We start from the raw sequence: 25,105 nt of genomic DNA, 5'->3' as shown, positions 1-25,105 counted from the left end.
CCTTACGCGCCTTCGTCACCAACTGTCGTTCGGCCGGGACTATGTGTGAAGCCACGCAGCGCCGTGCGCCACCGGGACGGGGGCGCGTGCGCTCGCGGCCCGGACCCACACCCCGAATACGCGCCCATTCTGCAGACTCGGGCACATGACGCACACCCGTGCGCGAATTCCCGGAGACCGGGGTTCAGGACTTCGGACCCTATTCCGTGGGATGCCATTCCGACCGGAGCCAGGGACCGATCGGAACAGTCCGACATCAGGGACACGCGCATTCGAGGAAGAGGAACAGGACGACCCACCCATCACCCGTGAACCCGGGACACGTGCGCCACTTTCAGAGATTCTCCCTTGCCGATACAGTCGCGGAACCTCTCTATCGACACCAGAAAAGATCCAGTTCAGAGCGCCCTCCGACCGGCGAACACCGCACAGGACGCCCCGTGCGACACCTCGAACCAGAACGCACTTGATGCGCAAAAATAAATCCATGAAATCCGTTATTTGTTCTGCACGGCCGAGCAGTACACACCGATCATGCGCCGCCGTGATACGCATGTGATGCGACCCAAGAGGGTGACCACACCGTCACCATAAACCTCCATCTCATTTTCTTGGACACCCGCACCCTCTGTTTTTCCGGCGAATACTCGGGGATATCAGCACCCGTCCATCTGTCGATCCGATGAATCAGGTGAGAACACTGTTTTTGCTGGTGAACACGTATCAGGTCCCCCTGGAGACGATCGACGAGGCGATCCCGGAGCACCGGGCCTGGGTGGTCGGCCACTTCGAACGCGGCGACTTCCTGTTCGGCGGCCGGCGTGAGCCGCGCACGGGCGGGTTCGTCGTCGCTGCCGGGGACGACGAGCACGCGATCCGCGAGATCCTCGCCGGGGACCCCTTCGTCCACAAGGGGTACGCGGAGTGGGAGGTGATCCCGGTCGTCCCCCAGTTCTCCGGGACCCCGGCGCTGCTCGACGCCTTCTCCGCGTCGGGTGTGGCCACGACCCTGCCTGCGCTCTCCGGTGAGCTGGCCGTCCGGGTCAACGAGGAGGCGCACACGCTCCGGGAGGGGAGCAGCGTCGTGGACCTGGTCTCCTCGCTCGAGTGGCCCGCCGAGCGGGTGTCGATCGAACGCAACGGCGCCCTGGTCGAGCCCGAACACTGGTCGGAGACGGTGCTGGCCGCGGGCGACCGGCTCACCGTGACGACCCTGACCCCTGGAGGGTGATCCCATGACCGTCACGACCGAACGCAAGGACGTGTGGCACCTCGGTGGTGTCGAACTGACCTCACGGCTCATGCTCGCCGTTCCCGAGACCGCGCCGATGGAGGACTTCGGGGAGGTCCTGGAGGCGGGCCGCATCCAGAGCGCGACCATCAAGGTGTCCCCGATGGGTGAGTCCGGCGCCGACGGTTCGGCCCTGGCCGTGCTGCGCGAACACGGTGTGCACGTGCTGCCGAACACCGTCGACGCCGGCACGGTCGATGAGGCGGTGCAGGCCGCCCACCACGGTGCCGTGCTCGCGGGGCGGCCATGGGTGAAGCTCATCATGACCGAGGACCACCGGTACAACACCCCGTTGCCCGGCCGGCTGCTGGCCGCGTCCGAGCGTCTGATCACGGAGGGGTTCGAGGTCTTCCCGCTGACCACCGACGACCCGGGCCTGGCCGAGGAGCTGGCGGCGTTGGGGTGTTCCGGCCTCATGCCACAGGGCTCGCCGGCCGGTTCGGGCCAGGGGGTGGCCAACCCGCTCAAGTTCGGGCTGATCAGGGAGCGCAACCGGATCCCGCTGCTCGCGGGCGCCGGTATCGGCACGGCCGCGCACGCCTGTGAGGTGATGGAAGCGGGCTACGACGGTGTGGCCTCGGCGAAGGTCATCTTCTCGGCCCGCGACCGTGTGCGGGCGGCGACGGCGTTGGCCGACGCCGTGGCGGCAGGCCGGGAGATCCACCTCGCCTCCGCCCCGCGGTAGCCCGGAGAGCCGGGCCCGGAACCCCGGGAGGGGGCCATCGCCCCGGTCGCGAGCCCGCACGCGAACCGCTCTGCCCCGGTCGCGAGCGCCCGCCCGTGACCGGGGCAGCGGGGCGCCTCGGCGGGGCCTCAGCCCTCCTCGGGCGGGTTGACCCGCACGGCCTCCGCGGCCTCCGGGCCCTGTCGCAGCAGCACCTCGAACCCCTGCTCGTCCAGGACCGGGACGCCGAGCGAGACCGCCTTGTCGTACTTGGACCCGGGCGCTCCCCCGGCGACCACGAACCCGGTCTTCTTCGAGACCGACGCGGTCGCGCGCCCGCCGCGCTCGGCGACCGCCTCCTTCGCGCTGTCCCGTGAGTAGTTGTCCAGCGACCCGGTCACCACGACGGTCACCCCCTCGAGGGTGCGGTCGGTCTCCTCGGACGCCTCGTCCTCCATGCGCACACCCGCGGCGCGCCACTTCTCGACGATCCCGACGTGCCAGTCCTCGGAGAACCACTCGCGGATGGAGCTCGCGATGGTCGGCCCCACACCGTCGACGGAGGCGAGCTCCTCCTCCGACGCCTCCCGGATCGCGTCCAGCGACCGGAAGTGCCGCGCCAGGTCCTCCGCCGCACGCGGGCCCACATGCCGGATCGACAGGGAGACCAGCACCCGCCAGAGGGGCTTGGCCTTGGCCTCCTCGAGCTGCTCGAAGAGCTTGTCGACCGTCTTCTTCGGCTCCCCGTCCTTGTTGGCGAAGAAGGAGACCACCTTGGGCTCTCCGGTCTTCTCGTCCGTCTTCGGCTCGGTGGTGTCGGGGTCGAGCACATGCGTGCGGATCGGCAGCAGCTGGTCCACGGTCAGGTCGAACAGGTCGCCCTCGTCGGCGAGCGGGGCGACGGCGGGTTCCAACGGCTGGGTGAGGGCGGTGGCGGCCACGTACCCGAGCGCCTCGATGTCGAGGGCCTTGCGGCTGGCGATGAACGCGACCCGCTCGCGCAACTGCCCGGGGCAGCGGCGGGCGTTGGGGCAGCGCACGTCGACGTCGCCCTCCTTCTGCTGCCCGAGTTCGGTGCCGCACTCCGGGCAGTGCGTGGGCATCACGAACTCGCGCTCGCTGCCGTCGCGGCGGTCCACCACCGGCGCGAGGATCTCGGGGATGACGTCGCCGGCCTTGCGCAGCACGACGGTGTCGCCGATGCGCACCCCCTTGCGGGCGACCTCCTGCGCGTTGTGCAACGTCGCGAACTCGACCTCGGACCCGGCGACGGTGACCGGTTCCATCACGCCGTACGGGGTCACGCGCCCGGTGCGACCCACACCCACCTTGATGTCGGTGAGGGTGGTGGTGACCTCCTCGGGCGGGTACTTGTAGGCGATCGCCCAGCGCGGGATCCGGCTGGTGGAACCGAGGCGGCGCTGCAGCGAGAACGCGTCGACCTTCACCACGATGCCGTCGATCTCGTACGCGGGCTCGTGGCGGTGCCCGGCGTAGTAGGAGACGTAGGAACGCACCTCGTCCATGCTGGTGACGACCTTGTACCGGTCGCTCAGCGGCAGCCCCCACTCCCCGACCAGCCGGTAGGCCTGGGACTGGCTGGTGAAGGCCGCGTCCTCGCCGGCTCCGGGGGCGGGGGTGTAGGCGCCGACACCGTGCACGATCATCGTGAGCGGGCGGGTCGCGGTCACCCGGGGGTCCTTCTGGCGCAGCGACCCGGCCGCGGCGTTGCGGGGGTTGGCGAACGGCGGGTGTTCCTTGGTCTCGGTGATGCGGTCGTTGAGGGCGTGGAAGTCCTCGACCTTCATGAAGACCTCGCCGCGCACCTCCAGCAGCTCGGGGGCCGGGCGCACGCTCTCGTCGAGGCGTTCGGGGATGGCCTCGATGGTGCGCACGTTGAGCGTGATGTCCTCGCCGACCCGGCCGTCGCCCCGGGTGGCCGCCCGGGCCAGGCGCCCGTTCTCGTAGACGAGGTCGACCGCGAGGCCGTCGATCTTGAGCTCGCACAGGTACGACTCGACCGGGACCTCGGCGGACGCGCGGTCCGCCCAGGCGTTGAGCTCGTCGACGTCGAAGGCGTTGCCCAGGCTCTCCATGCGCACCAGGTGCTCGACCTCGGCGAAGTCGACGCTGATGGGCGCGCCGACCTTCTGTGTCGGGGAGTCCTGGGTGATGAGGATCGGGTGGCGGTCCTCGATGCGCTGGAGCTCCGCCATGAGCGCGTCGTACTCGGCGTCCGAGATGATCGGACGGCCCATGTAGTACCGGTAGCTGTGGTCGTCCAGCTCACGGACCAGCTCGGTGTGGCGGGCGCGGTCCTCGTCGGGGACGGGGCTGTTCTGGTCGGACGCGCTCACGGCCTGCCTTTCTGCTTCGGTTCTCGCCTGGGGTGACGGGGCGCGGGGACGGGGCCCGCGGCCTACCTGCGGGGTTCGTCCCGCAGGACGCGTGCTCCGTCCCTGGCGGCCGTGAGGGCCGCCCGGGCGTGCGCGGGCGAGGCACCGGCCAGGCCGCACGCGGGGGTGACCGCCACGGCGCGGGAGAGCAGGTCGGGGGTGATCCCCAGCCGGTTCCAGAGCTCGCGTACAGGGTCGACGGTAGCGGCGGGGTCGGACATTCTCGCGTCTGCGCCCGGGGTGTCGCCGGTCGGGGGCACGGCGCCGAGCATGAGCCCGGTCCCGGCCTCGACGGCGGTGCCGAGCATCTCGTCGTCGTCCCTGGTGAGCTGGGAGGTGTCGAGGCCGATGGCGCGGGCCCCGCTGCGGCGCAGGAGGTCGATGGGGGCTCCGGCGGCGCAGCAGTGCGCGGCCGGGATCGCGCCGAGGGCCTCGACGCCGGAGAACAGCTCCCGGAGCGCGCCTTCCACCACGACGCGGTCGACGGCGGGGTGGCGGCCGTACCCGCTGGCGGTGGGCAGGGTGCCGAGCAGAACCGCGGGCAGGGACGGTTCGTCGACCTGCACGAGGAGGCGGGCCGCGGGCAGGCGTTTGTGCACCTCGGCCACGTGTGCGAGCACGCCCTCGCGGTGGGACTCGGCGAGGTCGCGCACGGCTCCGGGGTCGGAGACGAAGCGCTGGCCCGAACGCAGTTCCATGGAGGCGGCGAGGGTCCACGCACCGGCGACCTGGATCTTCAGGGTCCCGGCGTACTCGTGCGCGTGTTCGGTGAGCGCGTCGAGGTCGTGGGAGAGGAAGGTGCCGGCGCGGTAGAGGTCGCGGCCGGGGCGGTCGGCCACGCGCCATCCGGTGGGTTGGACCTCGACGGGCAGGTCGACCAGGAGGCCGGCGGTGCGGCCGATCATGTCCGCCCCGACGCCACGGGCGGGGAGTTCGGGCAGGTGGGGGAGGTCGGGGAGCTCTCCCACGATGGTGCGTGCGGCCTCGTCGGGGTTCTCACCCGGCCAGGAGCCCACTCCGGTCCAGGAAGCGGCGGGCCAGGGGTAGCGGTCGTGCTTACTCACGCTGCCCAAGGTTAGGCGCTGTCGGGTGGAGGGCGGTCACCGTCGGGGCGGGAGCGCCGGGGCCACGCGGGGGACCTCAGGCCTGCGGGGCGGTGGGCGCCGCGGCCTCGGCGGGCAGGGGGCCTTGGCGGGCGTCGCGTGATCCCGCCTCCTCTGCGGCCTCGGCCTGGCGCCGGGCCGACCTGCGGCGGGCCCGGACCACGAGCACACCCACGGCGACGGCGGCGAGCGTGGCCACGCCCAGGGCGGTCCACGGGGAGTTGAGGAAGAGGGCGACCCAGGCCCCGACGAGCCCGGAGATGACCGAGCCCCAGATGCCGGCCCAGGCCAGGCCGCCGACGAAGACCGCCGCGAAGTAGCGGGGGAAGGCCATGCGCACGACGCCCGCGGAGAAGTTGATGGCGGTCTGCATGCCGACGGTGAAGAAGCTGAGCGTGACGACGGGGGCGCCGTACCGGTCGATGCGTTCCTTGGCCTGGTCGAGGCGGGGGCCGAGGCGTTCACCCATGCGGCTGCGGAGCACCCCTGCGCCGAGTCCCCGGCCGATCCAGTAGGTCGCGGGCGCCCTGAGCAGGATCACCACCAGGAGCGTGGCGTAGACGATCCAGAAGGGTTGGCCCTCCAGGAAGGCGAACTGCGGCATGACGGCACCTCTATCCTTGACCCTCCCAACTTTGCATTGCCTTACCTAACTTCGGCAAGCCCTTGGTGCGAGGAATCGAGGGTTATCTGCCCTACATTGCCCGTTTTGCCCCTGCGTACAGGGGCGCACGCCCCGTCGGCCGCGAGGGCACACGGCCCGGCCACGGGGCGCGCGTGCAACGGGCTCAGACGCGCTGCGCGGCCCCGACGCCCGCGGCGTCCTCGGCCCGGTCCGACCGCGCGGTGCCCGAGATCGTCGCCGAACCCAGCACCGTGTCACCGTCGTAGACCACGACCGCCTGACCGGACGCCACACCCTTCGCGGGCTCCGCGAGGTGCACGACCAGCTCCGGCCCGCCGTCCTCCGTTCCGGCCCCGGCCTCGCGCTGCCACACCCGCGCCGGGTACACCTCACCGTGCGCCCGCAGCTGCACGTGGCACTCGGTCGGCTCGGTCAGCGGCGCGCTCCCGCTCCACACCGGCCGCACGCCGGTGATCTCGTCCACCCGCAACGACTCGCGCGGGCCCACCGTCACGGTGTTCTCCACCGGCTCGATCGAGAGCACGTACCGGGGGTCGGGCGCACCGCCGAGCCCCAGGCCCTTGCGCTGGCCCACCGTGAACGTGTGCGAGCCGTCGTGGGTCCCGAGCACGTTCCCGTCCTCGTCCTGGATCGGGCCGGGCTTGGCGCCGATCCGGTCGTTCAGGAACCCCTTCGTGTCGCCGTCGGCGATGAAGCAGATGTCGTGGCTGTCCGGCTTGTCCGCCACCGACAGCCCGCGCCGCTCGGCCTCCGCGCGCACCTCGTCCTTGGTGCAGTCGCCGAGCGGGAACATCGCGTGCTCCAGCTGCTCCGCGGTGAGCACCCCGAGCACGTACGACTGGTCCTTGCCCTCGTCGACGCTGCGCACCAGCCGCCCGTCCAGCTTGCGCACGTGGTGTCCGGTGACCACGGCGTCGAAGCCGAGCGCGATCGCCCGGTCGAGCACGGCCTCGAACTTGATCTTCTCGTTGCAGCGCAGGCACGGGTTGGGGGTGTTGCCGGCCTCGTACTCGGCGACGAAGTCCTGAACCACCTCGCGGTCGAACTCCTCCGACATGTCCCACACGTAGTACGGGATCCCGATGACGTCGGCGGCGCGCCTGGCGTCGTGGGAGTCCTCGACCGTGCAACAGCCCCGTGCACCGGTGCGGTAGGACTGCGGGTTCTTCGAGAGCGCCAGGTGAACGCCGGTGACGTCGTAGCCCGCCTCGGCCGCACGGGCAGCGGCGACCGCGGAATCGACCCCGCCGGACATGGCGGCCAGTACACGGAAAGTCATAGTGCCCTCCAGCGTATGCGCCCGGGCCCGCTCCCGACCACGGATCTCCGGGGTACGGGATGCGGGGTCGGCCACGCGCACACACCGGACGCCCCGACGCGTCTTGCGCCGCCCGCCCGGGCCCGATCCCCCGTGGAAACGCAGGTCCTGGGCCCCGCACACGCGTGCGCGCCCGAAGAGATCCGCGGGGTTCGGCCAGGGTGGTCACGGGGTTCTGCGAAAATCGTAGGTATGGCTCTGTTCCGTCGCCGTCGCCCTGCCGACCCCAGCAACGCAGACACCACCTCCGCCACCAGCGAGTTCTGGGAGGCCTGGCCCGAGGTGCGCGCCGCCCTGGGCGACGCCGTCGCCAACGACCAGCCGGCGCCCTCGGAGGTCTCCGACCGCGTCACCGCCCTGGTGCGCAGGATCCACCCGGACCTCGACTGGGAGGTCGGCCCCGCGCCCCGCTCCACCGGCAGCGCCGAGGAACTGGACCTGTCGCCCGACGTGGACCCCGAGAAGCTCCTGCAGCAGCTCGCCGCGATGGACGACCCCTCGCACCTGACGTCGGCGCCGGAGTACGCCATGACGCTGCGTCCGGGCAGCTCCGACGACGCGCGTGTGCAGTCCGAGCGCTGGGCCCGGTCCGCGCCCGACGACGACCAGTGGGTGTTCCGCCCGGTCCGCACCGCCGACCTGGACCAGCTGACCAGCTCGGTGCGCTGGGACGACCACGAGCTCGACCTGTCCCACGTACTGCTGTCGGTGCGTGTGAACCCGGGCACGTCCAAGATCGACGTGGGCGTCTACCACCCCGACAACATGTTCCTGTCGGACGAGAGCCGCGCCGGGATCGCCGACCACGTGGTGTTGCTCGCGCTGGGCGAGGACGACTACGTGCTGTGGATCGGCCGGGTCTCCGCGCTGGAGGAGAAGCCCGTCGACCCGATCACCCCGGCCAACCTTCCGGCGGTCGTCAAGCAGATGGGCGACATGCTCGGCGGCCAGGACGGGTGGGTGCGCGGGACCTACAAGCTCCCGCTGGTGGGCGGCGGCGAGATCCTGCTGCGCCACCCGCTGCACCGGCGCACGTTCCCCGCGTTGACGCTGGCCACGCACGTCATCGTTCCGTTCACCGAGACCGACGAGGACAAGCAGCCCGCCGGCCGTTCCGAGGACGCGCTGGCGTCGTTGGAGGCGACCCTGGAGTCGCTGCTCGGGGACAACGGTGCGCTGTTCGGCCGCCGCACGGACGGCGGCAAGCGCCAGTACCTGTACTACCTGGACCCGGACTCCGGGGTGCTGCCGCAGTTCGAGAACGCGCTCATGGACTGGCCCGACGGCGAGATCAAGCTGCGCACGGAGCTCGACCCGGGGTGGCGGCACATCTCGCTGTTCCGCAAACCGTTCCGGAACCTGCTCGGCTGAGCTCCCCGGGACGCCCCGAACCCGCTCCCCTTCAGGGTTTCGCACCTGGAATCCGGCTCTGATCAGGCGTAACGTCTCCTGGTAGGAGGCGGATGATTCGGGGTCTGATGGACGGCGTACTGCCACGGACGCCCTCGAACCGTCCCCGGGCCGGCGCGGTCGTCGCGCTCACCGCCCTGTGTCTTGTGGGTGCCCCGCTGATGTCGCTGTTTCCGGGCGGGGTCTGGGCCGCGTTCCGTTCCCTGCCCGTGGACAGTGCCACGGTGGGCGTCCTGTTGCTCGCCCCGGCGGTGGTCGGGGCCCTTCTCGCCATGTTCTGGGTGAGCTCGCGGCTGTTGCGCGCGGCGGGCGTCAACCACCACGTGTCCTGTGCCGGACTGGTGACGGCGGTGTCGGTGGTCGTCCCCGTCTTCACCGCGGTGTTGGCCCCGTTCCCGTACGAGAGCCCGGTGTTCACCGCTGCCCTGGCGGCGTTGATCTGTGCCCTGGCGTTGGGCGCGTGCGCGGTCCCGCACCCTCTCCCCCGCCGCTGGCGGTACCCGGGGGCGGTGCCCGCGGTCGCGGTGACCGCCGTGCTGTTCCTGATGCTGCCCGCCGCCTCGGACCGGGCGATCTCCCACGCGGCGAGCGCCCACGCGCAGGAGCAGATCGCCTCGTTCGGGGACTCGATCACCGTGCTGGAGCACCCGCGGTGGGAGCTGACCGGCGCGTACCGGGTGCACCACGGGCTGCGGCTGACCTACGAGCAGCCGGACCAGGCGGGTGAACCCCACGAGGCGGGCGGCGGGCCGGGCGGGCCGGCCGCCCCGGACCTGTCCGCGGTCCACGTGGTCAGCTGGACCGACCGTGACCTGCACAAGGAGTGCGACTTCCACGACGTGCGCTGTGAACCGTTGGACGAGACGTCGACGGTCGAGCGGCCGGACAGCCAGGCCCGCCCGGACAGCCCCCACTGGCCCGGGGAGGGCATGCTGACCGTGCAGCGCCCCGGCGGCGCGGCGGACGAGATCCGGGCGCAGCTCGCGGACGGTTCTGTGGCGAGCGTGATCGTGAACAGTGCGGAGTTCGACGGGGACCTGGTGGAGAAGGCGGAGCGGCTGCGCGTCGAGGGTCCCGATGATCGGGAGAGCCTGATCGCGGCCTTGGCCGGGTGATCCGGCCGGCCCGGGCGGGTCCGGGTTCGATCGCCCCTCCGACGTGCCCTCGCCGTTGAGGGCTGCCTGCGGGTGTTCCGGGCGGTCCGGGGAATTCCGGGGGGTTCGGAGGGGAATCGGGGAGAGGGGTGCTGATCCCGTGTCCTGCGGGGTCGCCGGTCGAGCGGCGGGGACGACGGGTTCGGGGAACTGCGCGGAGCGTCCGGTTTCCGGTATCAGCGGCAGGTGCGGGCTCGTGCGCCGGGCTCGGGGGGTTCGTTGTCTGTGGGATCCCACGAAGGTGTCGTGGAGGTTCCGCGCATTCGGTTGCGGTGGCCGTGGGGCCGGGGTCCGTGCCTCGGGGTGTGCATCGCGTCGGCCGCCTCGGCCGCGTCCGCCCTGCACAACGCTCGTGCCAGAAGGACGGCTATGACAAGTACTGAGAGAGCGAGCACCCCTATGAAGAGTGGTGACGTGTAGACCATCGGAACACGCTAAAGCACGTGTCAAGCACCTGACCAGCGATGACGTCCGATCACCGGAACACCGGCACACGCGGGGACACAGCCATTCACCCCCTCTTGACGGAGGGGCCCGTCGCCGCGTTCGTGGAGAGCACCGAATTCTTTCCGCCGGACTCGGAGGAATCGACAGTCCGTCCCGCCCACTACCCTGGTTCGGCATGAGCCCCGAGGACAGGGACCACCGTTGACCGCCGCCTCCCCTTACGTACGCGCCAACGCAGGACCCGACGCGCCCCGTTGGCGGACCTTCGACGGCCCCGTCGTCCTCGCCGTGGCGCGCACCTTCACCTCCGCGGTCAAGGTTGTGGAGAGCCTGGCGACGTTCCGCGGCGACCCCCGTGTCCTGGTCGTCTTCGCCTTCGACGACACCTCCGCCTTCAACGCCGGCACACGCGACCTGCTCTGCGACCTCAACGCGTGTGTCGTGCCCTGGGAGGACCGCCTGGACGTCGATCCGGCGCTGGTCCTGACCGCCACCGAGAACACCGACCTCGCCGAGTTCTCCTGCCCGGTGGTCGTCCTCCCGCACGGCATCGGGTTCCAGAAGTACGTGCCCGACCACCGCACCGACGAGGTCCGGCTGTCGGGCGTGCCCAGGCCGGAGTTCCAGGGTTTCCCCAACGTGCGCCTCGTGCTCTCCCACCCAGCGCAGCGCGAGCAGCTGCGGGAGGCGGGGGTCCCCATGGCCGAGTGGGCCGAGGTCGTCGGCGACCTGACCCGCGACCGCATCGCCGGTTCCGACCGCATGCGCGAGGAGTACCGTTCCCACCTGCAGGTCGGCGAGGACCAGCGGCTCGTGGTCGTCACCTCCACCTGGGGCGGGACCGGGCTCATCGGCACCCGCCCGCGCCTGCCGCACGCGCTGGTGGGGGCGCTCCCCCGCGACGGGTACCGGGTGGCGACGATCCTGCATCCCAACGTGTGGTTCGCGCACAGCCCCTGGCAGGTGGAGCACATGCTCGCCGACGCCCAGGACGCGGGGCTCCTGTTGATCCCGCCGGAGGCCGGATGGGGCGCCTCCCTCGTCGCGGCCGACTGCGTCATCGGCGACCACGGCAGTGTGACCCTGTACGGCGCGATGATGGACCGCCCCGTCCTCCTCGCGGCCATGGGAGAGGACTCGGTGCCCGGGACCGCCGCGGCCGAACTCGCCCGGCGTGCTTCCTGGCTGGGGAAGGAGGGGCTGCGTTCCCAGGTCGAGCGCGCGATGTCGGCACACCGCCCTGGACAGTACGCGGACGTGGCCGACCTGGCGTTCGCGTACCCGGGCCGGGGCGGGCACCGGCTCGCCGACCTCCTGTACGGGCTCCTGAACCTGCGCGTGGACAACCCGGGCGCCGCCGACCTCCTGCTGCCCGACCCGACCCCGACCCGGTCGAACCGGGCGCCGACCGCGTTCGAGGTGCACAGCGCATCGGACGCCGACGACGAGGTGCGGATCGAGCGTTTTCCGGCCGCCCCGCGCGAACACCCCGAGCCCGGGCCGGGGGTGTTCCGGCACCTGTCCGCGTACGAGGACGAACGCCGGAACCCGCTGGTCACCTCGGCCGCGGTGGTGTGCCGTTCGTCCCGGCACGGGGCCGAGAGCGGCGCCGCGGAGGAGACGTGGACCCGGCGGGCCCTGGCCCGGTACCAGGGTGCGTACGCGGTGGCCGCGCCGGTGCACGAGGGGGCGCTGGTGGCGCTGGTCGACGGGCGTTCCTACCTCGTGCGCGGTGTCCCGGACGCGAACCTGCCCCTGGCCGCGGCGGTCGTGTACACGCTGGTGCGCGCGCACGGGGAGCCGGCGCGGGTGTGCAAGGCCGAGGTGGCGGGGCAGCAGCCGTGGGAGTGCCGGATCGAGCCCGTGCACCCCGGCTGAGCCTCACCCGTCGCGCAACCGGTCCTGGATCGCCCGGGCCCGGGGGCTCCCCACGGTCCGGTAGATCTGCTCGGCCTCCTCCAGCCGGGTGCGGGCCTCCTCGGGCTGCGCCAGCCGCTCCAGCACGCCCGCCAGCTGCTCGCAGGCCTCGGCGCGGTAGTAGTGCCACTCCCCTTCGGCGAGCTCGTGTTCGGCGGTGCGCAGGGTCTGCAGCGCCCCGTCCAGGTCGCCGGCGTCCGCCTGGGCCCGTCCCAGCGCGGCACAGGCGCGGGCGGCCATCCTGCGGTCCGGGCCCTCGGGCAGGCCGAGCAGCCGCTCGCGTGCGTCGCGGATGTCCTCGACCGCGCTCTCGTGGTCCCCGGCCCTGCTCCGGGCGGTGCCGCGGAAGAGCACGGACAGCGCCGATCCGCGCACGGCCATCGGGCTGTCGCTGGCCTCGTTGTGCCGCACGGACCGGTCGTAGGCGCCGATGGCGGCGCGGAGGTCGCGGCCCTCCAGGTGGCGCCCGTAGAACTCCCACACGGAACCGCTCAGCAGCGCGTCCCCGACCTGTTCGGCCAGCTCGACGGCGCGTTCGATGCGCTCGGCCGCCCACTCGGTCCGGCCCAGGTCGGTGAGGGGGCGCGAGACCAGGGAGGACAGCCGGGCCTCGGCCGCCGCGTTGCCGGCCAGGCGGGCGGCGTCCGCACCGGCCTCCCCGGAGGAACGCCAGTCGTGCAGGAACCGCTGGTCGAGGTAGAGCGATGTGGACAGTTCCGAGAACGTCCACGCGTGCTCGTTCAGGCCCAGGTCGGCGCTGCGCAGCACCACCGCGAGCAAGGTGTGGCGTTCGCGCGCCAGCCACCGGCGGGCGGCGTCCCGGTCCCCGCCGAAGGGGTCCTCGGAGCCGGCGAGGAGCGCGTCGAGGTCGACCACGCGCAGCCGTTCCCCGCGTGCGGCCCGTTCGGCGAAACCGAGCACGACCAGGTAGGCGTCGAGCATGCGGACGAGGGTCTGCTCGCGCTCGTCCGAACCCTCCTCGGCCTGCGCGCGTTCGCCCGCGTGCGTGCGCATGAGGTCGTGCCGGAACCGGAGCGAGCCCGCGCTGTCGGACCCCACGAGGTTGGCGTCGACCAGCTCGGACGCGGCCTCCTGGGACGCGACCGCCCGCACGACCGACGCGTCGCAGTGCGGCCCCGGCCACGACGCCAGCGCCCGGTACAGGGCGGCGGCCTCCGGCGAGAGCTCCTGGTAGGCGGTGTGGAAGAGCACGTCGAGGTTGGTCCTCTCGTCGCCGATGGCCTTCAGTGCGCCCCGCGTGCTGCGGAGCTTGGCGGCCAGGGCACGTGCGCTGCCCGGGCCCTCGTTGTGGAGCTGGGCCCCGGCCAGCACCAACGCGAGCGGGAGCCCGCCGCAGACGTAGGTGATCAGGTCCAGGGCCTCGGGGTCCTCCGAGCCCAGGTCCCGTTCGGCCCGGTTCTGGAGCAGGGCGCGGGCGTCGGGGCGGGCCAGCGGGTCGAGGTCGCGCATGCGCGCTCCCGGGTGGAGCTTGAGTTCTCCCAGGTCGGGGCCGTCCCCGGAGACCAGGACGAGACTGCCGCGGCCGGTGGGGACGAGGCCGCGGACCTGGGCCGGTTCCCAGGCGCCCTCGACCACGACGAGCATGCGCTTGTCGCGGGTGCGGGTGCGGTACTCGTCGGCCCAGGCACGGGGGTCGCGGGGCAGCGCGTCCTGGTGCACGCCCAGGGCGCGGAGGAAGCGCTGGAGTGCGGCGTCGCTGTCCTCCTGGGCCCCGCGCACGTACTCGTGGGTGAGCTGCCCGCCGGTGAAGTAGCCCTCCATGGCGTAGGCGGCCTTGCTCAGGAACGCGCTCTTGCCGATCCCGAGCGGCCCGGAGCAGACCATCACCACGGGCGGGCCGTCGGGGTCCAGGTGCCGCCGGATCCAGGCCAGGGTCTCCTCGTGGTTGACGAAGTCCATGGGCGGCGTGGAGACGAGCATCGGACGCTGCGACGGGGGCTGCACGGGAGGTTCCCCGTAGTAGTGGTTGTGCACGTCCCGCATTGTCCCGGCCATGGTGACCTGGCCGCCGTTGACGTCACCTGCGAGTGAGTTGGAAGTGCTGGGCGTCCGCGAGGGGTCGGCGCTCATGCTTCTCCTGGCGTGGGGGCGGCACCGGTCGTGGCGGCAAGCTTACCGACATCCGCGGCGGGGGTGGGGACGGTGTCCCACAACGGCCACCGGAGGCCGGCTGCGCGACACGGCGAGAAAAATCCGGGGCCCGCGGAATACCGACCGGGGCCGTACCGTTGCACGCGGCGAGGGTCGGTGCGGTAGCAAGTGTCCCCCGGGCTCCACTCGAAGCCTTCACGGAATACCGCGCCCTCAGAGGCGGTCTCGGAACCGTGTTGTGCCACGCGCCGAGAGGCGACCGCCGCACCGGCCCTCCCTTGAACAGCGAAGGCCCTGCGCAGGCGGAACCGCGCAGGGCCTTCGTCGTGCGTGTCCCCACCCCTCGGGCAGCGGGTCACCCGCCCCGGCCCGAACGGTTGCTCCGGGCCAACAAATACAGCAGGTACGGCGCGCCCAGGATCCCGGTGACCACCCCGACCGGCAGCTCGCTCCCGCCGAACGCCGTGCGTGCGATCAGGTCGGCCACCGCCACCAGCAACGCACCACACGCGGCAGCGGGGAACAGCCCGACCGCCCGGCCCCGCAACAACCGGCGCACGATCTGGGGGGCCACGAGCGCCACGAACGCGACCGGCCCGGCCACCGCCGTCGCCATCGCCGCGAGCGCGGCCGAGGTGAACAGCAGCGCTCCCCGTGACAACACGGCCCGGTTGCCGAGTGCGGTCGCGGTGTCCTCGCCGAGTTGCAGCAGCCCGAGCGGGCGGGCCAGGGCGAACGCGACCGGCGCCAGCACGGCCAGCGCGATCAGGATCGTGGCCACGTGCGGCCAGTCCCGGTTGGCCAGGCTCCCGGTGATCCAGATCATCGCGCGCTGGGCGGTGCCGATCTCCGCGCGGGTGAGCAGGTACGACGTGACCGCGCCCAGCATCGCCGTCACCGCGATCCCCACGAGCACCAACCGCTGCCCGGACACCCCGCGCCGGTACGCGAGCAGGTACAGCAGCAGTGCGGTGGTCACCGAGCCCACGAGCGCCCCGGACGCGATGGTCACGGCCGAGCCGCCGAACAGAACGATGACCAGCACCGCCGCGGTCGTGGCCCCCGCGCTGACACCGATGATGTCCGGGCTCACGAGCGGGTTGTGCGCCAGCCGTTGCAGCAGCCCGCCGGAGATCGCCAGCGCCGCCCCGACCCCGAGCGCGGTGAGCACACGCGGGAGCCGCAGGTCGACGACGACGTGGGTGGTCAGCGGGTCCCCGTGTCCGGCGAGGGCCGCCACGACCTGGTCGACGCCCATCGGGAAGTCCCCGAGCGCCAGGGAGAGCACGGCCATCCCGGCGGCCAGCGCGCTCAGCACGGCCCCGAGCAGGACCGACGGCGCGTACACCCGCAGGGACAGGGGCCCGGAACGCAGGACCCGGGTCGCGGTACCGAGGACCGTCGACGTCCCGGGTGTGCCGGTCGCCTCGGTGCCGGCCGCGTCGGGCTTCTGGGTCGGCCGGCTCACAGCCCCGCCACCTTCCTCCGTCGCACCAGCAGGATGAAGAACGGCGCCCCGATGAGCGCGGTGACGATCCCGACCTGCAGTTCCTCCGGGCGCACCACGACGCGGCCCACGATGTCGGCGACCAGCAGCAACAACGGGGCCAGGACCGCCGACCACGGCAGCAGCCACCGGTGGTCCGGGCCGACGAGCGCCCGGGCGATGTGCGGGACGGCGACCCCGACGAACCCGATCGGCCCGGCCAGCGCGGTCGCGGTCCCGGCGAGCAGCACCACCGCCAGGGCGCTGCCCGCGCGTACGAGCCACAGCCGGGTGCCCAGGGAACGCGCCAGGTCGTCGCCGAGCGCGACCACGTTGAGCGGGCGCGCCAACGCCAGGGCCAGCACCAGACCCACGGCCAGGAACGGCAGGGCCTGGGGCACCGAGGTGCTGTCCGCACCGACGAGCGACCCCACGACCCAGAACCGGTACTCGTCGAGCGTCGCGCGGTCCTGCAGGACGATCGCCGAGGTCAGGGACCCGAGCAGCGCCGAGATCGCGGCCCCGGCCAGTGCGAGCTTGACCGGGCTCGAGCCGTCCGGCCCCAGTGACCCCACGGTGTGGACGACACAGGCCGCGAGCGCCGCACCCACGAACGCGAACCCGACGTAGCCGAGCAGCGCCGTCGCCCCGAAGAAGGAGATGGCCAGGACCGCGGCCAGGGCGGCGCCGGCGTTGATGCCGAGGAGCCCCGGGTCGCCGAGCGGGTTGCGGGTCACGCCCTGCACCAGCACCCCGGCCACGCCCAGGGCGGCCCCGACGAGGATGCCGGCGAGCGTGCGCGGGACCCTCAGGTGGCGGATCACCAGGTCGGTGTCGGAACCGGTGTAACCCGCGTACGCGAGTTGGACCTCTTCCAGGGTGAACCGCTGGTACCCGATGAGCACCGAGGCCATGGCAACACCGGCCAGGAGCGCCAGGGCCGCCACCAGCCCGAGGCTGCGGGCGGCGGAGCTGCCGAGCAGTCCGGGCCCGCCCGCGCGCGCCGTGCGGGTACGGGCCGGGGGCCGCGCGGACCTGGGCTCCGGCCGGGTGGTCGCGTGGCGGTCGGCCGTGTGTTCGGCCGTGCGGTCGGCCATCCCCATCCCTAGAAGAGGTCGGGGTGGATGGTCTCGGCGACCGTCTCGACCGCCGGGGCGCTGCGCAGGCCGGCCGAGCGGTCGGCGAAGGTGAACTCCGCGACCTGGTCCTCCTCCACCGCGGTGACGTTGGCCAGCACCGGGTCGTCGAGGATCGCCTGCACGTCGGGGGCGGCGTCGGCGGCGGTCATCTCCGCGTCGCAGCACACGTCGACGAGGATGAAGTCGGGGTCGCGTTCGATGATGTCCTCGGCGGAGGCGTCGTGGTTGCGGCCCCCGTCGAGGTCCTCGAAGGCGTTGACCCCGCCGGCGAGGCCGATGATCTCGGTGGAGAAGTCGGGGCCGCCCGCGACCCGGAAGCCCTCGTCGTCGGGGCGGGCGATCGCGACGGTCGGCCGGTCCTCCTCGTCCATCTCCTCGAGCGCGCCGAACTCGCCCTCGAGGGTGTCGGTGACGTCGGCGACGGTGGCCTCCATGTCGGCGACGACCTCCTCCGCCCGGTCCTCGGCGTCGAAGAGGGCCCCGAGGTCGCGCAGGTCGTCGTAGATGTGCTCCATCGTGACCGTGGACGGGTCGATGGATTCGTCCGACCGCCCGTCCTCGCTCGGGCACAGCGGCGACGGGACCCAGCTCTCGATACCGAGTTCGCGCAGGGAGGCCCGGGTTCCGAGGCTCTCCTCGGTGAAGGTGTCGTTGAACCCGGACAGCACGAAGTCGGGGTTGTGGCTGAGCAGCTCCTCCCGGCTGGGCAGGCCCGGGTAGTACTCCTGCTCCGCCTGGACGTCGACGTGCTCCTCGGGGACCTGGGCGTCGAGGAAGGCCGTCCCGACCAGCCGGTCGCTGATGCCGAGGGCGTGCGCCGTCTCGATCGCCGGCTGGTAGGCGGCGAAGACCCGCTCGGGCGGGTCGTCCGCGGGGACCTCGACGTCGCAGTTGGCGATGGTCTCGTCCGCGGCCTCGGGATCGGCGGCGCCCTCCTCGGCACCTCCGCCGCACGCGGTGGCCACGAGCAGCAGGGCGGACAGGAGAGCGGTCATGCGCACAGAAGTGCGGGCAGGCCGGAGCGCCGCCCACGCATCGCTGGGCTTCATCGAGGAACCATCCTTCGTGGTCCGATGACGCGGACGTGCGCAGCCGGTCTCCTGGCTCCCGGGGCGGGCCGTGACTTTCGGCCCCGCGCTCTCCCGCCTTCCCAGGCACAGGGCCCAGTGGCATGTGGGAGGCGCACCCCGGTCACAGTGGCGAGGACCGCACCGGATTCACACCGGACTTCCCGAACACTGCGACGTCGACGACAGGGGTGATGTCGGTTGTCGAGGCCTCACCCTAGTACACGGGGTTCCGGCGGGTTCGGAGGGCTCTGTGCACCCCGGCCGCCTCATGCGGAGGCAGCACCGAACCACCTGGTCAACGAAGCGCGCAGGCCCTGTTCGTCGTCGCCCACCCAGGCCACGTGGCCGTCGGGGCGCAGGAGAGCGGCGGGGAGATCCGGCGCATCGGTCCTGTGCCCGTTCGGGACGTCGGCGAGGTGATCGACCCGGTCGGCCCAGCCCTCCACCGAGAGCCGCCCGGTGCGGTCCAGGAGGAGCCCGCGGCCGGCCCGCATGTGTTCGTAGAGGCGCCCGCCCCCGGCCAGGCCGAAGTCACGCATGCGCCGACCCACCAGGGCGTGGTCCTCGCCGTCCCCACCGAAGTCGTACCGGACCCCGATCGCGGTGATCTTCTCGATCAGGTACCGGTTGACCTGCTCGAAACCCATGAGCTCCGTGACCAGCCGCCGCACCGCCCGCGCCCCCGGTTCGGAGGACAGGAGCTCCGTCTGCGCGCGGGTGTTGTCGAGCACGGACGCGGCGACGGGGTGGCGCTCGTCCTGGTAACTGTCGAGCAGGCCGTCCGGGGCCCGCCCGTCGACCTGCGCGGCCAGTTTCCACCCGAGGTTGAAGGCGTCCTGGATGCCCAGGTTGAGCCCCTGTCCCCCGGTGGGCGGGTGTACGTGCGCGGCGTCGCCTGCCAGCAGCACCCTTCCGTCGCGGTAGCGCTCGGCCTGGCGCGTGGCGTCGCCGAAGCGGGAGAGCCACCGCGGGGAATGCACACCGAAGTCGGTCCCGGACACGGCCCGCAGTTGCCGCCGGAAGTCCTCGAGGGTCGGCGCCTCGGCCCGGTCCTCCGACACCCCCGCGGCGGGGACGATGACGCGGTACACACCGTCGCCGAGCGGCATGGTTCCGAACCGCACCTGGGTCTTGCGGACCTCGGCGATCACGGCGTCCATCTCCTCCTGCGAGGCGTCCACCTCCATCTCGCCGAGCAGCGTCTCGCTCCTGGACGGCTCCCCCGGAAAGTCCACACCCAGCAGCTTGCGGACCGTGCTGCGCCCGCCGTCGCACCCGACCAAGTACCGCGAGCGCAACCGGGTCCCGTCGGCGAGCTCGAGGTCCACCCCCGTGCCGTCCTGCTCCATCCCGACCAAGGCCCGGCCGCGCCGGATCTCCGCCCCGAGCTCGGCGGCGTGCTCGGCCAGCAGGCGTTCGGTGCGGGTCTGGGGTATCGCCAGCACGTAGGAGTGCGCGGTGTCCAGGCCCTCGGGCCAGGGCTCGGTGATGCCGGCGAAGAACCCGCCGGCCACGACCTTCTCCCCCCGGGCCAGGAACCGCTCCAGCAGGCCGCGCTGGTCCATGATCTCGATGCTGCGCACGTGCAGGCCGAGCGCGCGCACGTGCGGGGTCGGCTCCGGTTCGCGTTCCAGGACCACCGTGCTCACGCCGTGCAAGCGCAGCTCGGCCGCCAGCATCAGCCCAGTGGGGCCCGCGCCCGCGATGGCCACGTCGATCATGTTCTCCCCGATCACACCGTTCCCCCGTCCGCGCCCGAGCGCCCCCGCGTCGCCGCAGTTCACGGCTCCGGCTGTGCATTCTCCGCCACGACCCGGGGCTTGCCACAAGCCCCGGGGGCAGCTATAGCTTGAGAGTGGAAGGGGTTGAACTCTCTCCCCCGGCCCCGCCTCCCAGGGATTTGGACTGCGCGCGTGTTCGGCACGGCACGGAACTGGTCGAGGCGCCACGAGACCCTGGTCGACACGGTCACCGTCGCGCCCCTCCTACTGCTGCACGCGAGCGGCGCGCTCGCCGGCGGCCTCTCCGCTTCCGCCCTCTCCCCCGCACACCTGGCCGTCGGGTTCGCGCTGCTCCTGCCGTTGGTGGTCCGGCGCCGCTTCCCGGTGGCGGTCTTCGCGGCCGTGGCCGCCGCTGCGGCGGTGCAGATGGGGCTGGGCGTCGGCCTGATCCTCGCCGATGTGGCCGTGCTCGTCGCCCTGTACACCGTCGCCGCCCACGCCCGTACCGTCTGGGCCACAGGAGCGCTGGGGGTCGTCGAGGCCGGCCTCCTGCTGGCCCTGGTGCGCTCCCCCTACACCGACCGGGGCGACTGGGACGTCCTCGCGCTCTACACGTTCCTGATCCTGCTGTGCTGGGTGACCGGCCTGTACATGAAGCTGCGCCGCCGTTACGTCCTGGGCCTGGAGGAGCGCAACCGGTGGCTGGAACGCGAGCGCGACGCCCGGGCGCGGGCCGCGGCCGCCGAGGAGCGCGAGCGCATCGCCCGCGAGATGCACGACGTGGTCGCGCACAACATCAGCGTGATGGTGGTCCAGGCCGAAGGCGCCACGTACGCCGTCGAACACGACCCGGGGCGGGCCCAGGGCGCGATGCGGACCGTGGCGGAGACCGGAAGGTCGGCGCTGTCCGAGGTCAGGGGGATCCTGGGCGCCCTCCGCGGTTCCGATGACGATCCGGAAGGCGGCGAGGGCCCGGGCCACGAGGGCCACGACGCGTACGCACCGAGCCCGGGCATCGACAGTCTGGACCGCGTGGCCGAGCAGGTGCGCGCGGCCGGGGTGCCGGTGGACCTCACCTTCACGGGTGAGCAGCGCCCCCTGCCCGCCGGGGTGGAACTGGCCGCGTTCCGGGTCGTGCAGGAAGCCCTGACCAACGCGCTCAAGCACGCCGGGCCCGGGACGAGCCGGGTCCGCGTCGAGGTGGAGTACGGCGCGCGGGCGTTGACGCTGCGGGTCCGCGACGACGGACGGGGGCTTCTCGCGCCCGGGCACGACGGACGCGGTCAGGGCCTGGTCGGGATGCGGGAACGGGTATCGGTGCACGGAGGTTGGCTGCGGGCCGGCCCCTGTTCCGACGGCGGTTTCGAGGTCGTGGCGACCCTGCCGGTGTGAGCGCGGGGGTGGCCGTTCCCGGCCGGAGGACAGCACACAGGAGGACAGCACACACGTGGGGGGCAAGAGCCGTGGACACAGCGCACGAACCGGGCGGCCCGGCCACCGAGTCCGAACGGCCCGCAATCCGGGTGGTGCTCGTCGACGACCAGGAACTCGTGCGGACCGGGTTCCACATGGTCCTCGACGCGCAACCGGACATGCAGGTCGTCGGGGAGGCCGCCGACGGTGTCCAGGCCCTGGAACTGCTGGGGTCGGTGGAGGCCGATGTCGTGGTGCTCGACGTGCGCATGCCGCGGATGGACGGGGTCGAGGCCACCCGCCGCATCTGCGCGGCCGGTGACCATCCCCGGGTGCTGATCCTGACCACGTTCGACCTCGACGAGTACGTGTACGCGGCGTTGCGCGCGGGGGCCGGCGGGTTCTTCCTGAAGGACGCACCCGCCGCCGACCTGCTGTCCGCCGTCCGCGCGGTGCACTCCGGCGACGCCGTGGTCGCCCCGAGCGCCACCCGCAGACTCCTCGACCGGTTCGTCGGCCACCTGCCGGAAGGGGACGACGCCGCTGCGGGCGGACCGGCCCGGCTCGAGGCCCTGACGCCCAGGGAACACGAGGTGCTCGTGCTGATGGCCCGGGGATCCTCCAACGCCGAGATCGCCGAGTCCCTGTACGTGTCGGCAACGACGGTCAAGACCCACGTGCGCCGGATCCTGACCAAGCTCGACCTGCGCGACCGGGTGCAGGCGGTCGTCCTGGCGTACGAGACGGGGCTGGTCGGAACGCAGGGCCCGGGGTGAACGGCCGCGCCGTCAGTGCACGTCCCGACGTTCCAGCAGGGACGCCGTTCCCGCGATCACCACGACGGTCAGGGCCGAGGCCACGGCCACCAGGACGGCCACACCCGCCGCGGTGACCGTACCGTCGTCGCCGAAGACGCCCGTGCCCAACTGGGTCGCCCGGGTCAGCAGCGCGTAGGGCAGCGCGGCCGTCAGCGGGCCGTGGCCGATCAGCACCACCAGCGCCCCGGCGGTCGAGCCCGCCACCGCCACGACCACGGGGGCCGCGAAGGAACGCATGAGCATCGACAGGGCCGACTGCAGGGCGGCGACCGGAAGGCAGGCCACGACGATCACCGCGCTCACCAGCAAGTAACGGGGCGGCAGGACGCCGGGGAGGCCGAAGACCGCCTTGCCCACCACGAGCACACCCGCGACCAGCACGGCCTGCACCGCCGCCGCCAGAACCGCCAGCACCACGACCTTGGCGGCCGCCACCGCGAAACCGGACGTCGATCGCCCCATCAGCGCGTTCCAGTTGCCGCCCTGGTGCTCGACCCGCCACAGCAGCGACGCCAGGACGGCCACCCCGGCGGCCAGGGGGAACAGGCCGTGGAAGACCACGGTCCGCAGCCACAGGGTGTGCCATCCCTGTTCCAACGCCGGCCCGGAGACGACCGTGTTGACCACCCCGGTGAGCACGGCCATGAGCGGGAGCACGGCCACGACGGTCCAGCTCAGTGAACGCTTCAGCTTGCAGAACTCGGCTCGGACGGCCCCCATGGTCAGGCCTCCCCTCGGTCGAGCAAACGGGTGGCGGCCAGGAACAGGGCACCGCCGACCACACCGAGCGCCGCGATACTGAGGTGGTGCGGGTCGAGGTCGACCACCCCGGAGTGCACCGAGTCGACCGGGGTCGCGAGCCCGTAGTACCCCCACGGCGGGACCAGGTGGGCGAGCCACGGCGGCATCCCGCTCCCGGACACGGTCACGAACACGCCCAGTACGCCCACTCCGAGCCCGACGAGCTGGTTGGGCACACAGGCCGAGAGCACCGTGTGCAGGGCGAGGAGCACGAGGTTGATGACCACGAGCGCGGCCGTGTAACTCAGCCAGGTCTCAGCGGGGAAGGCGACCGAGATGCCCGCAGCCAGGCCCACCGCCGCCACGAGCGCGCTCTGCAGGGCGGTGGCGGCAACGACGAGCGCACCCGTCGCGGCGAACTTCGCTCGGCACAGCCGCCCCGGTGGCAGCCCGGAGGTCTGCTGGAAGAGCCATCCGTTGCCGCGGTGCTCGATGTCCACCTGTCGGCTGGCCAGGACCGCCAGCAGGACCGGCGAGACCAGGGCGGCGGCCAGCGCCAGGCCCTCGATCAACCGGTGCCAGGGGCGTGCGGCGGGGTCGTGGAGGGTGCCGGCCGGGTCGGCCCCGAAGAAGGCGAGGGACGACAGCACGACCACACCGGTGACCAGCACCGCGACGGAGGGTGCGGCCCGCAGGCGGCGCATCTTGGCGAACTCGTTGGCCACGGCGCGGGTGGTCCCGGCGGCGTCCACGGCACGGTCGGCGCGGGTGTTCACAGGCCGCCTCCCCCGGTCAGGTCCATGAAAACGTCCTCGAGGGACTGCTCCTCACGGCGGACCCCGTACACGGCCACACCCTCGCGCACGAGGCGGGCGACCAGGTCGGCGGTGGTGGCGTGGTCGAGCCCGGGCACGCGCACACCGGCCCCGTCGCGCACGCCGCCCCAACGGCGGGTCAGCGCTGCCGCCCGGTCGGGGTCCGCGGTGTCGACGAGCACGTCCGGGACGGAGCGGGCGAAGAGCTCGGACCGCGTGCCCTGGAAGAGCATCCGCCCCCGGCCGAGGATGCCCAGGACCTCGGCCGTGCGGTCGATCTCGCCCAACAGGTGGCTGGAGACCATCACGGTGATGCCGCGCTCGGCCAGGTGGGTGAGCAGCTTCCGCATCTCCTCGATACCGGCCGGGTCGAGCCCGTTGGTGGGTTCGTCGAGCACGAGGATCCGTGGTTCGCGGGCGAGTGCGAGGGCGATGCCCAGGCGCTGTTTCATGCCGAGGGAGTAGCGGCTCACCCGCTGACCGAGGTGGTCCTGGAGCCGCACGGTCTGCACGGCCCTGCGCACCTGGCCGTCGGACAGGCCGAGTAGGCGCTGCACCAGCCGCATGTTCTCGCCGCCGGTGAGGTGGGCGTAGGCGGGCGGGGCCTCGATGAGCGAGCCGATGTGGCGCAGGAGGTCACGCCGGGTCGACCGTTCCATACGGCGGCCCATGATGCGGACCTCGCCCGTGGTGGGTCGGACCAAGGAGAGCAGCATCTTCATCGTGGTCGACTTGCCCGACCCGTTCGGGCCGAGGAAGCCGTAGACGCAGCCTTCCGGAACCCGGAGGTCGAGGTCGCGCACGACGGTCCGGTCGCGGTAGGTCTTGCTGAGGCCGTGGGTGGTGATGATGTGGGACACGGATCCACGGTCGCTCGGGCGGGGGTGGCCGGTCATCGACCCAAGGGGTGATCTCCAGGGGTCCGGGTCCTCCTCGAGGACGACCCGCTTTCCGGTGGGGCCTCGGGGTGGGTAACGGGGGCGTGGGTGTGTGGGGCGGGGTGTACGAGGCGGGGTGCAAGGGGCGGGGTGCATCAGGCGGGGTGTTCTGTGGTGTTGCCTCGGGGGTGGTGGTTCGTCGGGGCCGGGATCGTAGCCCGGCCGGGCCTTCTCGCAACCCACATCGGCGCCACCCCCGACACTTTCTCTGAGCGGTGACGGTGGCGGCGTTGTGCGTGGTTGTTCGCGGCGCCTCGGGGTGTGCGTTCCGGCCCTGTTCGCCGGGCTGACCCGACCCGCATCGACGAACCCCCTTCACCCCCGAGGCCCCCTGGCAGCCCAAAGGAACATGGGCAAGGGCAACTGCTACTGCCACCCCCTGGGGTGCTTCATTGTGGCCAACGGTTCAGGGGTGGGGGCGGTGGCTCGCTCCTGCGACGACCAACGGCACAAGCACGCCCCGCGCACTCCCGGCCAAGCATTGAGTCCCAGGGGTGGCACGTGTG

19 protein-coding genes and 1 riboswitch are annotated in these 25,105 nt (G+C 72.4%); of the genes, 7 read left to right on the top strand and 12 right to left on the bottom strand.

Annotated features, from left to right (window positions below):
- Positions 1-712 precede the first annotated feature (712 nt).
- Positions 713-1,231, top strand: coding sequence for a sulfur carrier protein ThiS (thiS, locus tag IDM40_RS25370; RefSeq protein ID WP_216631311.1), 519 nt, complete (start codon positions 713-715; stop codon positions 1,229-1,231).
- A 4-nt stretch (positions 1,232-1,235) separates the two neighbouring features.
- Positions 1,236-1,976 carry a beta/alpha barrel domain-containing protein gene (locus tag IDM40_RS25365; RefSeq protein WP_193124590.1) on the top strand — a complete coding sequence of 247 codons (741 nt, stop codon included), beginning with the start codon at positions 1,236-1,238 and terminating at the stop codon, positions 1,974-1,976.
- Positions 1,977-2,104: 128 nt separating this feature from the next.
- Here the strand turns inward: IDM40_RS25365 and ligA are convergent, their stop codons facing one another.
- The 4 genes from ligA to mnmA all read right to left on the bottom strand — a co-directional run bounded on the left by ligA (position 2,105) and on the right by mnmA (position 7,379).
- On the bottom strand, positions 2,105-4,312 hold the full coding sequence (ligA, locus tag IDM40_RS25360; RefSeq protein ID WP_193124589.1) for an NAD-dependent DNA ligase LigA: 2,208 nt from the start codon (positions 4,310-4,312) through the stop codon (positions 2,105-2,107).
- Positions 4,313-4,374: 62 nt separating this feature from the next.
- The gene (locus IDM40_RS25355) at positions 4,375-5,424 is read right to left on the bottom strand and encodes a methionine synthase (protein ID WP_193124588.1); all 1,050 of its coding nucleotides are present in this window, start codon (positions 5,422-5,424) and stop codon (positions 4,375-4,377) included.
- 67 nt (positions 5,425-5,491) lie between these two features.
- A complete protein-coding gene (locus tag IDM40_RS25350; RefSeq protein WP_193124587.1) occupies positions 5,492-6,058 on the bottom strand; it encodes a DedA family protein in 567 nt (188 codons plus the stop codon).
- Between the two features lie 184 nt (positions 6,059-6,242).
- Positions 6,243-7,379: a tRNA 2-thiouridine(34) synthase MnmA gene (mnmA, locus tag IDM40_RS25345; protein ID WP_235997938.1), complete on the bottom strand. Its 1,137-nt coding sequence runs from the start codon at positions 7,377-7,379 to the stop codon at positions 6,243-6,245.
- A 231-nt stretch (positions 7,380-7,610) separates the two neighbouring features.
- Between mnmA and IDM40_RS25340 the strand changes: the two genes are divergently transcribed.
- The 3 genes from IDM40_RS25340 to IDM40_RS25330 all read left to right on the top strand — a co-directional run bounded on the left by IDM40_RS25340 (position 7,611) and on the right by IDM40_RS25330 (position 12,307).
- The gene (locus IDM40_RS25340) at positions 7,611-8,789 is read left to right on the top strand and encodes a DUF695 domain-containing protein (protein ID WP_193124586.1); all 1,179 of its coding nucleotides are present in this window, start codon (positions 7,611-7,613) and stop codon (positions 8,787-8,789) included.
- A 107-nt stretch (positions 8,790-8,896) separates the two neighbouring features.
- Positions 8,897-9,943: a hypothetical protein gene (locus IDM40_RS25335; RefSeq protein WP_193124585.1), complete on the top strand. Its 1,047-nt coding sequence runs from the start codon at positions 8,897-8,899 to the stop codon at positions 9,941-9,943.
- Between the two features lie 687 nt (positions 9,944-10,630).
- A complete protein-coding gene (locus IDM40_RS25330; RefSeq protein ID WP_193124584.1) occupies positions 10,631-12,307 on the top strand; it encodes a hypothetical protein in 1,677 nt (558 codons plus the stop codon).
- A 3-nt stretch (positions 12,308-12,310) separates the two neighbouring features.
- Here the strand turns inward: IDM40_RS25330 and IDM40_RS25325 are convergent, their stop codons facing one another.
- The 5 genes from IDM40_RS25325 to rox form a co-directional block, all read right to left on the bottom strand.
- The gene (locus tag IDM40_RS25325; protein ID WP_193124583.1) at positions 12,311-14,437 is read right to left on the bottom strand and encodes a hypothetical protein; all 2,127 of its coding nucleotides are present in this window, start codon (positions 14,435-14,437) and stop codon (positions 12,311-12,313) included.
- A gap of 376 nt (positions 14,438-14,813) precedes the next feature.
- Positions 14,814-15,833, bottom strand: coding sequence for a FecCD family ABC transporter permease (locus tag IDM40_RS25320; protein ID WP_216631315.1), 1,020 nt, complete (start codon positions 15,831-15,833; stop codon positions 14,814-14,816).
- 89 nt (positions 15,834-15,922) lie between these two features.
- Positions 15,923-17,041, bottom strand: a complete 1,119-nt coding sequence (locus tag IDM40_RS25315; RefSeq protein ID WP_193124582.1) for a FecCD family ABC transporter permease — start codon at positions 17,039-17,041, stop codon at positions 15,923-15,925.
- An 8-nt stretch (positions 17,042-17,049) separates the two neighbouring features.
- A complete protein-coding gene (locus IDM40_RS25310) occupies positions 17,050-18,132 on the bottom strand; it encodes an ABC transporter substrate-binding protein (RefSeq protein ID WP_193124581.1) in 1,083 nt (360 codons plus the stop codon).
- A 24-nt stretch (positions 18,133-18,156) separates the two neighbouring features.
- Positions 18,157-18,340: riboswitch (cobalamin riboswitch) on the bottom strand.
- 79 nt (positions 18,341-18,419) lie between these two features.
- Positions 18,420-19,874: a rifampin monooxygenase gene (rox, locus tag IDM40_RS25305; RefSeq protein WP_193124621.1), complete on the bottom strand. Its 1,455-nt coding sequence runs from the start codon at positions 19,872-19,874 to the stop codon at positions 18,420-18,422.
- A gap of 192 nt (positions 19,875-20,066) precedes the next feature.
- Between rox and IDM40_RS28730 the strand changes: the two genes are divergently transcribed.
- Together IDM40_RS28730 and IDM40_RS25295 are read left to right on the top strand one after the other, a co-directional pair.
- Positions 20,067-21,266 (top strand): sensor histidine kinase, encoded by a 1,200-nt coding sequence (locus tag IDM40_RS28730; protein ID WP_193124580.1) that lies wholly within the window; start codon positions 20,067-20,069, stop codon positions 21,264-21,266.
- 71 nt (positions 21,267-21,337) lie between these two features.
- The gene (locus IDM40_RS25295) at positions 21,338-22,063 is read left to right on the top strand and encodes a response regulator (protein WP_193124579.1); all 726 of its coding nucleotides are present in this window, start codon (positions 21,338-21,340) and stop codon (positions 22,061-22,063) included.
- 12 nt (positions 22,064-22,075) lie between these two features.
- Here the strand turns inward: IDM40_RS25295 and IDM40_RS25290 are convergent, their stop codons facing one another.
- The 3 genes from IDM40_RS25290 to IDM40_RS25280 all read right to left on the bottom strand — a co-directional run bounded on the left by IDM40_RS25290 (position 22,076) and on the right by IDM40_RS25280 (position 24,521).
- A complete protein-coding gene (locus IDM40_RS25290) occupies positions 22,076-22,825 on the bottom strand; it encodes an ABC transporter permease (protein WP_193124578.1) in 750 nt (249 codons plus the stop codon).
- Between the two features lie 2 nt (positions 22,826-22,827).
- Positions 22,828-23,550 carry an ABC transporter permease gene (locus tag IDM40_RS25285; protein WP_193124620.1) on the bottom strand — a complete coding sequence of 241 codons (723 nt, stop codon included), beginning with the start codon at positions 23,548-23,550 and terminating at the stop codon, positions 22,828-22,830.
- A 68-nt stretch (positions 23,551-23,618) separates the two neighbouring features.
- Positions 23,619-24,521 carry an ABC transporter ATP-binding protein gene (locus IDM40_RS25280; protein WP_193124577.1) on the bottom strand — a complete coding sequence of 301 codons (903 nt, stop codon included), beginning with the start codon at positions 24,519-24,521 and terminating at the stop codon, positions 23,619-23,621.
- Between the last annotated feature and the right edge of the window lie 584 nt (positions 24,522-25,105).

It is taken from the genome of Nocardiopsis coralli, assembly GCF_014892575.1.
Classification (GTDB): Bacteria; Actinomycetota; Actinomycetes; order Streptosporangiales; family Streptosporangiaceae; genus Nocardiopsis; species Nocardiopsis coralli.
This window is presented reverse-complemented; position numbering and strand designations above follow the sequence as displayed.